The organism is Bacillus horti (assembly GCF_030813115.1).
Classification (GTDB): domain Bacteria; phylum Bacillota; class Bacilli; order Caldalkalibacillales; family JCM-10596; genus Bacillus_CH; species Bacillus_CH horti.
In genome coordinates, this window is the sequence record NZ_JAUSTY010000025.1 from 34088 (window position 1) to 47185 (window position 13098).

Here is a 13098-nt window from a genome sequence, read left to right on the forward strand (position 1 = left end):
AGTTTTTTTAAATAATGTCCATGTTAAACTTTAACGTGTTGAATTTTCTAAAAAAACCGCCCCATTGAAAGGGCGGTAAAAAGAACCGAATTATCGTTTCCTGTTTGATTAGCGAGTATTAGTACTAATCTAATTTAATAACTTGACCATTTACATCTCTAACTTCTAATTGATGTTCCCATTTTCTCGAATAAAAATTTTCATATTTATACAATTCAGGGACTTCCCCTAAAAAGTGTTATTTAATACTTCTAATCTTATTTCAAACGAATTCTCGGGATCTTCCATATGATTAAACCAAATGACAACTTCGTCAATATTTAAATCAGTAAGTAACCCTCCCCACACTACGTTCCCTATCTGCTCTATTTGGCTTACTTTAATTAGAAATGAGATATTAGTTTCCCCAGAAAAACTCCACCCCTCTTCGTCATTTGTTGAATATTTATACCTGCTTTTATCTTTTTCATATGTGCTAAGTACGTATAGCTCACCAGATTTAAATAAGACAACCTGATGTTTATCTATTTTGTTAACAATATCAATTGATTGATTCCATTTACTTTCTATGGCTTTATCCAAAGTTTCGTATGAGCATCCGGTTAAGGTGCTAGTGACAATAATAACTACTATTAAATATTTCATTTGCAATATCCTCCAAAAATCAAGATTACTGTAATTCTAACACTGTACGAAATGCCTTCTTTACATCCTTTTATACTCAATTTATTCTATTCTTATATTTAATTACAAGAATGAGATTATGGGTAGTTTAACAAAAGGAGAAATATATTTTGAAATTTGAGAAATACAAAATCATTAATTTGAGATACGATTTGCCCATTTGCAGTAACAACCAAGAATGGAGGATGCAGCACGATAAATGTTACGCTTATTTGTTGGCTGATTGGGCTTGATACTCTGCACTAGGCGCTAATCTGATTCCATGAGATAGAGACTCCTAATTCATTGCTCAGTAGTGTAATCCCCTTAGTTTCAAGTTGTAGACATTCTAAATTTGTCATAGGTAAAACCTCCTTGAATGATATATTTAGTGATGATCGATAAGACGAAGCAAAATAGAACAGGATATTTTGATACTTCATTTTTGAAAACCTCCTTAAAAATTAGTAATAAAGAGATTCGCCATGCATTGACTACTACGTAAGAAGAAATAATAAAAACCCACCTAATGGTAGGCTCTATAGTTGTTCGCAATATTAATTTGTTAAAGGTTTCTCTTTATATTCCTCAACCCAATATTCATAATACGGGTTTTCCCATTTAGTCCCATCATAATACTCAACCTCTTTAACACAAGCAAGAACAGTTTTTATACCATGAGACTTATCAACTTCCCAGCCGTTATCTTTGCCGAATGTAGCATTTGATATAATATTTACATTATCAGCCATACCGATAAATTCAAAGGAGGAATTACCAAATCTCCGTTCAATTTTTACTGGCAATCCATTTGTATCAAATCCTAACATTGATACTAGCATACTTTTAACTGTTTTATCTGTATTATTATGTACAATTACTTGTATCATATCTGGATATAGTGATTTGTATTCCGTACTCTGAATTACTATACCAGCCGACTGAACTTCAACTTCTTGTTGTGTTCTTGTCTCCTCCATTTTCTCTCTTCTCTCAGCGATCAACTTTTCCTCATTCTGTTTCTCAAATACAGTTCTCTTGGCTTCAAGATCAGAATCACCTGGAATAATTTTCAATGCATCATTCAGCAAATCAATTGCTTCAGTATAATTAAGCTCAGAAGCCTTCTGTTCACTCTCGGTTAATACAGTAATCTTATATTCATTTGATTTATCTTTAATTAAATCTTGAGCCCTAGAGTAATTTTCATCTTCTTCTACAACTTTCTTATATTCTACTAAAGCATCTTTAATATTATTGTTTTTTAATAGTTCTTCACCTGTTTGAAAGGCAGTCCTAGAATTGTTTAGTTTGTTAATATAAGATAGTAAAGCACTTACCTCTGATTTAAGAAGTTCCGTTTTTTGTATAGTTTCCAGTTTTGTAGTTGTAGAACTGTAGTCATTTTCACCTGCAATAAATCTTTTCTTAATATCTTCTAAGTCCTCTTTAAGTATTACTTCTAAGTCCTTTTCTTTCTGTAAATTTCCTTGTATCTCATTTTCATAAATTTCATTTGCTTCTACATAGTTGTTTACTTGAATTGCTTTTTGGAATTGAGAGATAGGATTATTACCAATTAGTAAAAATAGTATCAGTCCTATAAGAATTAACCCACCTATACTAGGAATGATTAATTTAAGATTTGGCTTGAACAGATGATTTTTCTTTTCAGATAAATTTGCCCCACATTTGTTGCAGAAAATACTTCCATCTTGCAATTCAGCATTACATTTTTTACAAATAATCAAATCTTTCCCCCCAAATATTTAAATATTTATTAGTTAAATTTTACTATAGAGATAGGTATATTGTCTCTAAATACGTGAAAATTTTTCCAAAAAAACATTAAAAAGAAAAGTACTTGATTAGAGCACCTTTTTACTCATCTTTTTCTTCATTTTCTTCTTTATGTTCATTTTCATTCTATTTCTTTTCTATTTTAATTTTCCTTTTATTTTGAGTTTCATTATAAAATCCTATTACAGCTAATTGACAATGTAATGTCGTTAATGCTATATTTTTATATGTTACCTGACTCGGTAGCTCAGTGGGAGAGCACCATCTTGACAGGGTGGGGGTCGCTGGTTCGAACCCAGTCCGAGTCACCAAATAAGGGAATATCACATATTAATTACTTTCCTGTAAAAGTGGTTAAGGTGAATTACATAATTATCTTATAAGACTACTTTCTAATTTAAATGAAAATTTAAGTTAGGGGTGGTCTTTTTTGCATTTGAAATTTGGTATAGATGAGTTTATTAATGAGCGAAAATTCATGAATGTTTCAGAGCATACCATTAGGCGGTATGAGCAACAGTTTAATCAATTTAACAACTATATGACTGAAAATGAAGTTATCAATGTAGAAGAAGTTACTTCAAATCATGTTAAATCCTTTTTGATGAATTTTCAAAATGATGCACCATCAACTAGGAATAGCAGAATCAGAACGCTTAAATCCTTCTTCAATTTTATGTTCTCATGTGAAGTCATTATAGAAGCAAAGAACCCCATGAAGAAAATCTCTTATGTTCGTGAAGATGTTCAAATTGAAGTATTTTCAGATGAGCAAATTAGACAGATGTTAGCCTATTACAGACGATTAAAAGGCAGAGATAAATCATTTTTTGCTTATCGTGATCATACAATTATTATATTTCTGCTTGCTACAGGTGTACGATTAGGGGAAATGTGTAATCTCAAGTGGTCTGATGTAGATTTAGATACTGGTACTATTGTTGTTTTTGGTAAAAAGAGACAGTCAAGAAGTATCCCTATCACTGACAAATTAACAAAGGAACTACTTGCATACAAACACTATGTAGATAATCATTTCAGATTCGAACCACAATATGTATTCACTAATTCACTCAACCATAAGATGACAACAAGTGCTGGTAAGCAAATATTTCAGCGTTTAAAGGCTATAATGAACTTTAAAAATTGCAGATTGTCGGCACACACCTTCCGTCACTCATTTGCTCACCGATGTCTAATGGCTGGTATGGATGTATTTACATTACAAAAATTACTTGGTCACTCTAAACTCGATATGACTATGCGTTATGTAGCCTTGTGGGGTACGGCATTGAGAGATCAAGCAGAAAAATACAGCCCATTAAATTCATTGGACATTTAAGGAGGAATGTACTATGTCAAACTACTCTAGTCGTACCGTTTTTCTAGCCATGCAGGATAAAGAAACTGCTGAAAACCTTGTTAAAATTACGCACCGTACAACACAATTACAACGTGATTTACTGGTTCATCGTCATAACCTATCTGATTCATCTAAGAGTGTAATTCAGAAGCAGATTCGTTTGTTAAAACTACAACGTGACTATATCTTATCGTTTTTTGATGGAACTCAAACAGAAAAAATGGAGGTAATTTGAAATGTCTAATATTGAAGGTTACGGAACTATTACATTTGCAGTATCAACAAATGCCGAGGGTAAAGTGGTAACTGAAGCACTAGAAATTATTGTTCATCGTTTTGAAAAGTGGTGTGAAGAACAATCACTTAAAGATTCAGATATTAAAATCCACGATTATGATGTGTCAGTAGAGCAATTCTTTGATAATGACGAAGATGAGAGTTAAAAGTGAGCAGGATTAACTTCCTGCTTTTTTATTTTGGCATAAAATAAAGAACAATCCCATGATGTCGTGTGAAGTTTTAGAGACCCCTCTTTTCTCTTACTCCTGCAACGCTTCCCTTAATTTTTGATTTTCTTGTTACTAATGATAAAGAAAACAAACTAGCGAAAACGAACACAGGTGATAGAAAACGGTTCAATAGATTTACCTCTATATCAACGTTTATTCCACATTCTTTTAAAAAGAGATAATAGTCTTTTAGGGAAAGAGAGTAAATACTACTACCTATTCGAAAGAGTTACTATATCCTTACTGCCCCAATGCTTTACAGCATTTCTGTTTTTTCTGTTACTAATGGTAAAGACAGCGTGATCTAAGTCGACGTTTAGAAAACGCTCGTATCCCTTGATATAACTGAGTTCTTAAGAGATTGCACCTATCTAATAATATATCTAAATGAGTACAATCCCTTATGTACCAACGAATTCCGCCATTTTTCCTTAATGGTGTTTAAAGGGGAGTATTAGCAATAATTAATGTAACGGTATTTGAAAATCCTACATCTCAACTCCCACATAGGATTACGGCATTTTTAGTTTTTCTGTTACTAATGATTAGAAGTCAACTTCCAATTTGGATTTTGTTTTTCCTGTTACTAATGATATAGAAATACAATTCCTCGATAAAATGAACCACCTAACAATATATGTACATGGATACAATATTGATACGGCAAGGTTTAAGCCACATTTCAATCGAGGGAGATAATAGTCTTTTAGGGAAAGAGTCACTAGCGAAAATGAGACAGGGTGAGTTACTAAGTCTCACAAGGGATTACAGCGTTTTTAATTTTCTTGTTACTAATGATATAGAAATTTTGAAATAGAACATGTTTAAAATATAGTGCTGTAGGACGATCCTATATACGGCAATGGTTGAGTCGTTTTTCTACTATAAATCGATAATAGCCTTTAAGGGAAAGTATAGAAATAGCACTGTGTATATTCAGAACAACTCGATCACTCATACTCTCACAAGGTCTTACAGCATTTTTAGTTTTTCTGTTACTAATGGTAAGGAAGTGTAACGCAGAATAACATCATGAACTATTCTAGTACTTCTGTGACCTCTTATACACCAATACATATAGAGGCTTCATTGAATTTTGAGATAATCGTCTTTTAGGGAAATATCATCAAAAATAATATTTTGAAGTTTGGCGAACCCGTAATCCAAACTCCCACAAGGGTTTACAGCATTTTTAGTTTTTCTGTTACTAATGGTAGAGAAAAACTAGCGGTTTAGAAAAAACCACAAACCCTTGATACACAAGGGATGAGTCTCCTTTCGCTCTCATAAATTTTATCTAGAAACCACTGTTAAGCGTTGGTACATAAGGGATTGAAGGGAATATTTCTTAATAGTATTTAAGGGGACTAAAGTATACCCTGCCAAAAAACTATAATTATCATCGGACTTATCACTATATTTTATACAGGGGTATTTATTTAACTATGTTGACAAAATAAATGAATACAAACCAATAATTTCACTTTAAGAATTGAGGAGACATTTTTCATTAGTCATATTGCTTGCAGTAATACTAATGAAGGGTATCTCCCCTTCTCTGTACATAGTTTCATCAAATTTATTACCTCCATTTTCTGTGAGCAGATATAATGTCTGCTCTTTTTTTGTTTCTTTTTTACTCATCATTTTGAATCAGGAGGTGGATTAAATGGATGTTGGAGGTATTCCAATTGAGATGATAATCTCGCAAGGGATTTTTGCTATCTTGTTTGTCTGGCTCTTTGCTGATAGTCGTAAAGAATCTAAGCAACGAGAAGCAAAGTTGCTAGATCAAATTAACAAGCAAAATCAATCACAGGACAGAATTGTCCAAGCCATTGAACGATTGGAAAAGCAAATTACTGCTTTACAATAAACAAATAATAATAATTGGAGGTAATTAACAAATGTCAGATCAAGTATTCACACAGGAACAAGTCGATGATTTGTTGCAACAAGAACGCACAAAATGGAATGATGAAGTCTTAAATCCATTGGTGACTGAACGTGATAGCCTATTACAGTTTAAGCCAAAGGATTTAACAGATGAGGAAAAGGCAATCCAAATTAAACAGCAAGAGTTATTTAAAAAAGAAGTGTCTCTTGAATTGAAGTCAGCAGGACTCGAAAAGTTTGCTGATTTTTTTGTTGTTGAGAGTGTAGATGATTTAAAGGGAAAGATGAGTGCTTTTCAATCACTACTTGGTGAAATGAAAATAGACAACTCATATAAGCCAAATGATCATAAGCACACAGATCCATATTCAAAGTTTGAGAAAGATGGAAATACGGTTGGTATGATTGGCAGCAAGTTATCTAAAATTTTTAAATAAAAAACTATAGGGGGAAATTATATGTTTAAATCAACTAATTTTACGGATGCTGAGAGTATTTCATTGGCAAAAGAGATTGCACTAATTGGTGTACAAGCAACTCCATTAACTTCAATGTTGATGGCAAAAGGAAACATTGAGAAAGCGCTTAGTACAGTTTATTCATTCAGAGAAAAGACATTGGACAACACAGAAGATTTAAGTGCAGTGGAAGGTGCAGACACTACAGAGTTCTTCGAAACTGCAAGAGCAGAATTAAACAACATTCTGGAGATTTTCAAAAAGGGTGCAAGTATTTCTGGAACGGCTTTATCCATGAAATCTAATCAATTTGCAGAGGAAGTTAATGACCGTCTGCTTGAGTTAAAAATTAATATTGAGAAAAAATTAATCAATGGGCTTAGAAATGATGGTTCTACTACTCCATTTAAACGTCAATTGAGTGGATTAATTCAATTTGCTGATTCATCTAACGCAGTAGATGTGACTGGTGATGTTACAGAAGAACACGTTAAAGAGGTTATGCGTAATCTTTGGAATCAAGACCTTGCTGAAGGTTCGTTCTATGCACTTGTAGGGGCAGACATTAAGGAGCAAATTGATACTATCTATAAAGACCGTTACTCTTACCAACATAAGACAAATTCATTCGGTTTAATTGTAGATGAAATAGCAACAAATTATGGAAATTTACAGTTTGTTCTATCTAAACATGTACCTGCTGATAAGATGGTTGTATTTAATGATGCTTATGTTGATCTTGTATATCTTCGTGAGCCACACTTTGAGCCGTTAGCAAAAACGGGTGACTCTATTAAAGGTCATGTTATTGCTGAAGCAACTTTAAAAGTAGGTTCTCCTAAAGGTGTAGCAGTAGTAACCGTTGCTTAATTTATAGGCTAAGAGATGGGTAAATTCTTACCTGTCTCTTTTTTTATTCATAATTCTGAAAGGAAGGTTAAAGAAAGTGGAGTTAATGGATTTGAAACAGAGAGAAATATACACAATAAAACGTAAACGCAAAAAGATACGTTTAACACAGATAGCCAAAGTAATCGGATGTAGTCAGTCCCTTCTATCTCGATTTGAAATGGGAGAAACAGGCCTACATCCAGACAAGTTAGAAAAATATCAAACTTATATTGATAACGAATAAATAATAACGAAAGGTCGGTGAAAAAGTGAAAGTAGTAATAAATTCGTCATGACCACTTCCTTCTTTTAATGGTCAGTCATAAAGGATAATGACTGATGGAGAAAAAGGAGGAATCTGGTCGTCAAATATGACGGTTAGAGGATAAGGATTTATAAAGTTGAAGGTAGTGGGAGAGTTTCCTCTTTCGCTAAAATATGAAGCAAGAATTAAAAGAAAAATTCCCTGAGTGGTGTAATGATTACAGCCAAGGTCAACACACTACAATCTTACAGGATGATCTAGATAGTTTACTAGGTTGCTCTATTGAAAAAATGGTAAAAGGAAATGATATTAATTATTTTTATAACTTTAGTAATTTGTATGTAGAACAACAATCAGATAAACGTAAAGCAATTGGTATTGATTTAGCACTTCACAAAGGTAAATCCTGGTGCAATCATGTTGTTCGGATACATGAGGATGATTACGTCAATCCTCAGACAGCCAATATCAACGCAATATATAATATTCATAGTGGAAATTATTTTAATAAATATGCTATGAGTACAGTTCTAACCATGTGGTCATACTATGACTTACCTTTACCTAAAAGTGATGAAGGAAAAGCCCTTCTATTAGGCATAGATAGTGGCTATTTAGGACATTATGACGATAGGTTTAAAGATGTTCATACTAAATACTTGGAAATTATGGGGTTTACAAAATTAATTGATCTACTCAAAGCACATAGTAAAAGTGACTTTGAAAGTATTCAGCAATGTTACAAAACTAAAGCAAGAATACAACTGAATAGTGAAGGATATTTACAAACTACCTTACCCCTTGCAGATTTGCAGGGGTTTTTTGATGTTCCGATAGAACTGCCAAAAAGACAATTTACGTTACTGAGGGAACTTAGAGATCATATAGGAAATACTCATTCCATTGAATCTAAGAGTAAATTAAAAGGTAAAATTATCAGTTTTGCTTTAACTGGTAAAAAGAAATTCAAATATACAATTGCGTAAAAGGGTGGGAATTTTCCTGCCCTCTTTCACTTTAATAATTGGAGGAACAAACAATGAATCAATCTATAGAACAGCCATTTTTAACTTATATCGTAAGATCACAGCGGTTAGCAGGTTTTTTAATGATGCAAGGTTTTAAGTTACATGCTTTAAAAGAATCCGATTGTGGCAGCGGTAGGAATGTTTTCTTCTTTACTAAAAGTCAGGATTTACTCAATAGAATTGAGGATTATAGGAAATTAAAATAAAAGGGGATTGCCAATGAAGAATAACCAAAAACTAATTATAGATAAAATAAATGACTTGTTCATATTACCCAGATTTAAGTATCTAATCATGAATGATAAAGCCGAATATATGACTATCAATACCTATCAATCTAAAAAAGCGGTTAAATTAAATGATGGAATTGTTAAACGTCACCTAGAAGGTAAGGCAACGCTAGGCGTGTTTGCAGGCCAATATTTGACTAAGTTTTTATGTTTTGATGTAGATGTACCAGATAAGGAAAAGGCTAAATGGGCGGTCTATAAACTGGTTCATGCGCTAATTGAAATTGGCATACCACAGGATAAGATTTATATATCTCATAGCGGAAATAAAGGTTATCATGTTGATCTATACTTTTCTAGTCCTATAGAAAATAGACATGTTAAAAGTTTATATCTGCTAGTCATGAATCAATCTGAATTACTCAATATTGACTATGGACAAGTGGAATATAGACCAACAGACGGACAAGGCGTTAAATTACCGCTAGGCATCAATTTTAAGAATGGTAATATGTTTACTAATAAATGCTGGTATGTTGATTATAACAAGGGCTTAGAGCCAATTAGAAATATGGATTATTTCCTATCTATTGAAAAGATTGATAGTCAATTAATCTATGACATTCTTCAGCGTCAAAGTGATAATATGCTAGATGAAATTGTAGCGGAACAAGTTGAGGAATCCAAGGGTTACATTGACAGCCAGTATCAAGCATTAGACATTTACAAACAGAATGTAGATGAATCTGCAACAATTGAAGCCATTGAGCAACTAGAACGTGATGGGCTTACCCAAACAGGCATGAGACATAATTCATTGTACAAGTTGGCTAAGTATTACCGTTATCTTGGAGTAACAAGGGATGAATGTAAGGATATGCTGATTGAGTGGATGAATAAGCAGGATGAGAAATTCTATACAACTAAATGGGATGATTGCTTAAAGGATATTGAGTTAATTGTCCAGTACATTTATGACAATGAAATATCAATGACTATTAGCAAAAATGAAATCGAAGTAGACTTTTCCGAAATGGAACAGATTATGGGGCTAAAAAGTAAAAATGAAAAATTAATTGCATATTGTATGCTGATTCACAGTAAACGCTATTCATTGGAGAATGGCGTTTTTTATATGTCCTATAAACAAATGGCTGAAGCAAGTGGATTAGTTGAGAAATCTGCTAGAAATTTATTAGGTAAACTTGCTGAACAAGGAATTATAGAAGTTGTTGAACGGAATCAAATGGTCAAAGGTAATAAAGGTCAATTTGTCACTAAGAAGCCTAACAAGTACAAGGTTAACATTCAATTAGAATCAGCAGACAATTTAACATTTAAACTTGTATGTGATGATATGGATTATTCTGATTCATTCAATGACTGTATCTTACAATTATTTGATGATAAGCAATTACAAGTATTATGTACGAAGAATCAATACTATGAATTTAAGAATCTTAGAGGTATAGGATAATAGTGTATTAGATATAGGTGGAATACTTGCCTTCCCTAACTAATGGGATACAGGAAAGATATAATAATAATCTATTATAGGTAAAATGAGGAAGAGTGAATATTCTGATAAATTATATTAATCTAATGGAGGATGATTAAGTGTTTAACCTATTCAAATCTAAAAGCAAGAAGATAGAATTTTACCAAGAGATCAAAGATGACTTTCAAGAGTTTAACGAGATAAATGATGAAATACAAAATGACATTAAACAGGTGAAAGAAATGCTAGAGGATATTCGCTCAATGGTTAAGGATAACTTAGATCGATTGGAGGATGAGCAATAATGAATATATATGACGCTTTAAAAAATGTACGTGATTGGAAGAAAAGAGAATACTTTAAGTGGAAACATGATATTCGATATGATCAGCGTTTAGAGAAGAAAACAGAGGAACAGTTTCTTAAATCAGTAGATAAGAAAACGATGAATCCTTATCTTGCGTGGGAGAGGTCACCTGAATACAAAGGATTATTAGCGATATACCTTGATAGCAGGATGGCTAATGACCTAGAGGAAATATATAGCGTTGTATCTACTAAAGCAAAGGAAGGCGATAGTAATAGTGTGAAGTTGTTTCTATCATTGCATAAGGAGATACAGCAACATGCAAAGAATGCGGATAAAGCATTTAAAGATATATCTGATAACGATGAAACTGAGGATGAAGATGATGGATTAGAGTTGTGACAAACGACTTTTTCCGTTGGTTAAGGGGTGTCTAATACGGCACTCCTTTTTATATTGGACACTAAATTTCGTGTTCCAGTAAATGGTGCTTGAAATTTCAAGCAGGGGTTGCAAATCTGCAATCCCTTTTTATATTGGAGGTTAGAGTATGGCTAGGACAAAGCAATTAAGCAAGAAAGAAAAGTTGCAGATTATCATATCTGATTTTAAAAAATATGCTAAGAACTTCTTAAAAATAATAGATAACAATGGTGATTTGATTCAGTTTGAATTAAATGATCAGCAGAATGAATTTGTAGATGGAATGACTAAATTTAATATCATTAGTAAAGCACGTCAAGGAGGATTCTCTACTCTCTCCCTTGGCCTGTGCCTTTTTTATGCGTTGACTAAACCTAATACTAACTATTTGATTGTCTCCTATAAAGGTGATTCATCTAGTGCCCTATTTGAGCGTTTAAAGATGATGAATACATATCTCCAAAGAGATAAATATCCTTCTCTCTTTCCTGCGGTAAAACGTGACAATAGAAATGAGTTGCTATTTGATAATGGCAGCCGTATCACTTGTATTGTAGCAGGTAACAAAGATGTTGGTCGTGGCTCAACTTATGAGTATATTCTCCTTTCTGAGTATGCATTCTATCAGAATCAGGAGAAGGTATTATTATCTGCCGAACAATCACTGGCTAAAAATGAAAATTCAAGAGTTGTCATTGAAACAACTTCAAATGGATTCAACAACTATCAGAAGGTATTTATGAAAGCATACAAGGGACAAGGTAGTAAGTATAAAGCGTTCTTCGTCCCCTTCTATGCTTCTTTGTATAAGATACAATTTAAACATGAACATGATGAAGCGGAAAAATGGTATAGATCAGAGAATAAGGGAAAGAGATTGCAAGCAAAGGATTTAGAACCCGATGAGAAAGTTCTATATGATAAGGGTGCTAATTTAAGATTTTTGATGTGGCGTAGGTGGAAACTTACCGATATGTCATTACAAGAGTTTTACCAGGAGTACCCTTCTAATCCAATGGAAAGTTTCATAAGCACAGGTCAAAGTGTATTTGATCAATCTAAAGTATTAGAAAGATTAAACTATGTCATAGATCCATTAGCAACTAATGAAGTGTATGACGAGTTACCAGAGGTTCTGAGAGCGTTTATTAATCGGGGGCTATATATTTATCATTTGCCTAAACGTGGACGCTACTACGCTGGCTGTGATTCTGCAAGCGGTTCAGGGGGCAGTAATGACGCATCTAGTATTAGTATATTCAATAGTGAAGGTCAACAAGTGGCTAGTTTCTATTCTAATAAAGTACCTATCTATAAATTTGCTGAGATTGTTGACGCTTTGGGGAGATATTACTACCAAGCGTTTTTATGTGTGGAAAGAAATTCATATGGTCTCCCTGTCATTGAAAGATTGCGGAAAGAGTACCAATATATGAATCTTTATAAGCAAAAACTTTTCGATATGAAAGGTAAAAGGAAACTTCAATTAGGTTGGACTACAACCGCAGCAAACAAATCCATTTTAATAAGTGACTACAAGGAACAATTTGAGTGTGGAATGATTAATCTTGAATGTAAAGAGACACTTCAGCAGATGCAGATTTTTCAGGAATCTGACGGAAAAATGGGTAACAAGAAAGGTGAAAATAACCATGATGATTTAGTTATTAGTAGCGCATTGGCTATTCAAGGAATGAAAACAGGAAAATGGTATGTAGATGTTGCTTAGAGAACCACTGTAATTTTACGGTGGTTATTTTATTTATA

Annotated in this window: 15 protein-coding genes and 1 tRNA gene; 14 read left to right on the top strand and 2 right to left on the bottom strand. The window is 33.1% G+C overall.

What is annotated here, in order from left to right:
• Nucleotides 1-228: 228 nt before the first annotated feature.
• Entirely contained in the window at nt 229-645 is a 417-nt protein-coding gene (locus tag J2S11_RS20330; RefSeq protein WP_307397757.1) for a hypothetical protein, read from the bottom strand.
• Nucleotides 646-1220: 575 nt separating this feature from the next.
• Nucleotides 1221-2414, bottom strand: a complete 1194-nt coding sequence (locus tag J2S11_RS20335) for a DUF5780 domain-containing protein (RefSeq protein WP_307397759.1) — start codon at nt 2412-2414, stop codon at nt 1221-1223.
• 285 nt (nt 2415-2699) lie between these two features.
• Here J2S11_RS20335 and J2S11_RS20340 point away from each other — a divergent pair.
• The 14 genes from J2S11_RS20340 to J2S11_RS20405 all read left to right on the top strand — a co-directional run bounded on the left by J2S11_RS20340 (nt 2700) and on the right by J2S11_RS20405 (nt 13060).
• Nucleotides 2700-2774 (top strand) — tRNA-Val (locus J2S11_RS20340).
• Nucleotides 2775-2899: 125 nt separating this feature from the next.
• Nucleotides 2900-3805 carry a tyrosine-type recombinase/integrase gene (locus tag J2S11_RS20345; RefSeq protein ID WP_307397760.1) on the top strand — a complete coding sequence of 302 codons (906 nt, stop codon included), beginning with the start codon at nt 2900-2902 and terminating at the stop codon, nt 3803-3805.
• Nucleotides 3806-3818: 13 nt separating this feature from the next.
• Nucleotides 3819-4061: a hypothetical protein gene (locus J2S11_RS20350; RefSeq protein WP_307397762.1), complete on the top strand. Its 243-nt coding sequence runs from the start codon at nt 3819-3821 to the stop codon at nt 4059-4061.
• A 1-nt stretch (nt 4062) separates the two neighbouring features.
• Nucleotides 4063-4269 carry a hypothetical protein gene (locus tag J2S11_RS20355; RefSeq protein WP_307397763.1) on the top strand — a complete coding sequence of 69 codons (207 nt, stop codon included), beginning with the start codon at nt 4063-4065 and terminating at the stop codon, nt 4267-4269.
• Nucleotides 4270-6004: 1735 nt separating this feature from the next.
• Nucleotides 6005-6211, top strand: coding sequence for a BhlA/UviB family holin-like peptide (locus J2S11_RS20360; RefSeq protein ID WP_307397766.1), 207 nt, complete (start codon nt 6005-6007; stop codon nt 6209-6211).
• A gap of 31 nt (nt 6212-6242) precedes the next feature.
• Complete coding sequence (locus J2S11_RS20365; protein WP_307397767.1) at nt 6243-6668, top strand: hypothetical protein; 426 nt, start codon at nt 6243-6245, stop codon at nt 6666-6668.
• 21 nt (nt 6669-6689) lie between these two features.
• Complete coding sequence (locus J2S11_RS20370; protein WP_307397769.1) at nt 6690-7559, top strand: SU10 major capsid protein; 870 nt, start codon at nt 6690-6692, stop codon at nt 7557-7559.
• 85 nt (nt 7560-7644) lie between these two features.
• Nucleotides 7645-7824 (top strand): helix-turn-helix domain-containing protein, encoded by a 180-nt coding sequence (locus tag J2S11_RS20375; RefSeq protein WP_307397812.1) that lies wholly within the window; start codon nt 7645-7647, stop codon nt 7822-7824.
• 194 nt (nt 7825-8018) lie between these two features.
• A complete protein-coding gene (locus J2S11_RS20380) occupies nt 8019-8831 on the top strand; it encodes a hypothetical protein (RefSeq protein ID WP_307397771.1) in 813 nt (270 codons plus the stop codon).
• A gap of 53 nt (nt 8832-8884) precedes the next feature.
• Nucleotides 8885-9079 carry a DUF5659 domain-containing protein gene (locus tag J2S11_RS20385; protein WP_307397773.1) on the top strand — a complete coding sequence of 65 codons (195 nt, stop codon included), beginning with the start codon at nt 8885-8887 and terminating at the stop codon, nt 9077-9079.
• 13 nt (nt 9080-9092) lie between these two features.
• Nucleotides 9093-10580 (top strand): TOTE conflict system archaeo-eukaryotic primase domain-containing protein, encoded by a 1488-nt coding sequence (locus tag J2S11_RS20390; RefSeq protein WP_307397777.1) that lies wholly within the window; start codon nt 9093-9095, stop codon nt 10578-10580.
• A gap of 140 nt (nt 10581-10720) precedes the next feature.
• A complete protein-coding gene (locus J2S11_RS20395; RefSeq protein ID WP_307397779.1) occupies nt 10721-10906 on the top strand; it encodes a hypothetical protein in 186 nt (61 codons plus the stop codon).
• Nucleotides 10906-11310 (top strand): hypothetical protein, encoded by a 405-nt coding sequence (locus J2S11_RS20400; RefSeq protein ID WP_307397780.1) that lies wholly within the window; start codon nt 10906-10908, stop codon nt 11308-11310. Before J2S11_RS20395 ends, J2S11_RS20400 begins: the two co-directional genes overlap by 1 nt.
• A 148-nt stretch (nt 11311-11458) precedes the next feature.
• Nucleotides 11459-13060, top strand: coding sequence for a terminase large subunit domain-containing protein (locus J2S11_RS20405; RefSeq protein WP_307397782.1), 1602 nt, complete (start codon nt 11459-11461; stop codon nt 13058-13060).
• The last annotated feature ends 38 nt before the right edge of the window (nt 13061-13098 follow it).

Coding starts and splice junctions, on each gene's coding strand:
- J2S11_RS20330 (WP_307397757.1), bottom strand. CDS start 645: ATGAAATATTTAATAGTAGTTATTATTGTCACTAGCACCTTAACCGGA.
- J2S11_RS20350 (WP_307397762.1), top strand. CDS start 3,819: ATGTCAAACTACTCTAGTCGTACCGTTTTTCTAGCCATGCAGGATAAA.
- J2S11_RS20355 (WP_307397763.1), top strand. CDS start 4,063: ATGTCTAATATTGAAGGTTACGGAACTATTACATTTGCAGTATCAACA.
- J2S11_RS20360 (WP_307397766.1), top strand. CDS start 6,005: ATGGATGTTGGAGGTATTCCAATTGAGATGATAATCTCGCAAGGGATT.
- J2S11_RS20365 (WP_307397767.1), top strand. CDS start 6,243: ATGTCAGATCAAGTATTCACACAGGAACAAGTCGATGATTTGTTGCAA.
- J2S11_RS20370 (WP_307397769.1), top strand. CDS start 6,690: ATGTTTAAATCAACTAATTTTACGGATGCTGAGAGTATTTCATTGGCA.
- J2S11_RS20375 (WP_307397812.1), top strand. CDS start 7,645: ATGGATTTGAAACAGAGAGAAATATACACAATAAAACGTAAACGCAAA.
- J2S11_RS20380 (WP_307397771.1), top strand. CDS start 8,019: ATGAAGCAAGAATTAAAAGAAAAATTCCCTGAGTGGTGTAATGATTAC.
- J2S11_RS20385 (WP_307397773.1), top strand. CDS start 8,885: ATGAATCAATCTATAGAACAGCCATTTTTAACTTATATCGTAAGATCA.
- J2S11_RS20390 (WP_307397777.1), top strand. CDS start 9,093: ATGAAGAATAACCAAAAACTAATTATAGATAAAATAAATGACTTGTTC.
- J2S11_RS20400 (WP_307397780.1), top strand. CDS start 10,906: ATGAATATATATGACGCTTTAAAAAATGTACGTGATTGGAAGAAAAGA.
- J2S11_RS20405 (WP_307397782.1), top strand. CDS start 11,459: ATGGCTAGGACAAAGCAATTAAGCAAGAAAGAAAAGTTGCAGATTATC.